Below are 551 nucleotides of genomic sequence, written 5' to 3' on the forward strand. Positions count from 1 at the left end.
TAATTAAAACAAAAGGAATAGATCCAGATAAAGTATATGTATCAGGATGCTCAGCAGGTGGATACATGACAACAAGAATGTTAATTGCTTATCCAGATTTATTTAAAGCAGCAATGATCAACTGTCCGGCTTTAGATGTAGCAAGTGAACGTGGTGGACAAACACCAACAGATGAAGAATTAGCATCATTGAAAAATTCAGATACAGCAATCTGGCTAGTACAAGGGGAAACAGATAGTTCAGTAGCAACAGATGAATGTTCTAAGAGAATGTTTAGTATTCTAACAGAAGGACGTACTGATATTGTTACTTCAAATCATAGTCAAAGTATTGCATCAGATTTCACAACTTATGAAACAAGTGATAATAAATACAAATTATCATTATATGAAACTACTGATGATGATAAATTAATGTTTGCAGAAGATTATGATCAAGACGGAGTAGAAACATTAGTAGAATATAGTAATCACTGGTCATGGATTTATACATTAAATAATAATCCACAAGATAGTGATGGAACTCATATCTGGCAATGGGCTGCTAATTAT

Annotated in this window: 1 protein-coding gene; it reads left to right on the forward strand. The window is 32.7% G+C overall.

The genetic code is table 11. The annotated features are described in order from the left end of the window. Positions 1 to 17: 17 nt before the first annotated feature. Positions 18 to 551: prolyl oligopeptidase family serine peptidase (locus B5E92_RS15330; RefSeq protein WP_255376230.1), on the forward strand; the 534-nt coding region annotated here is incomplete at its 3' end.

This window comes from Erysipelatoclostridium sp. An15 (assembly GCF_002160675.1).
Taxonomy (GTDB): Bacteria; Bacillota_I; Bacilli_A; order Erysipelotrichales; family Coprobacillaceae; genus Thomasclavelia; species Thomasclavelia merdavium.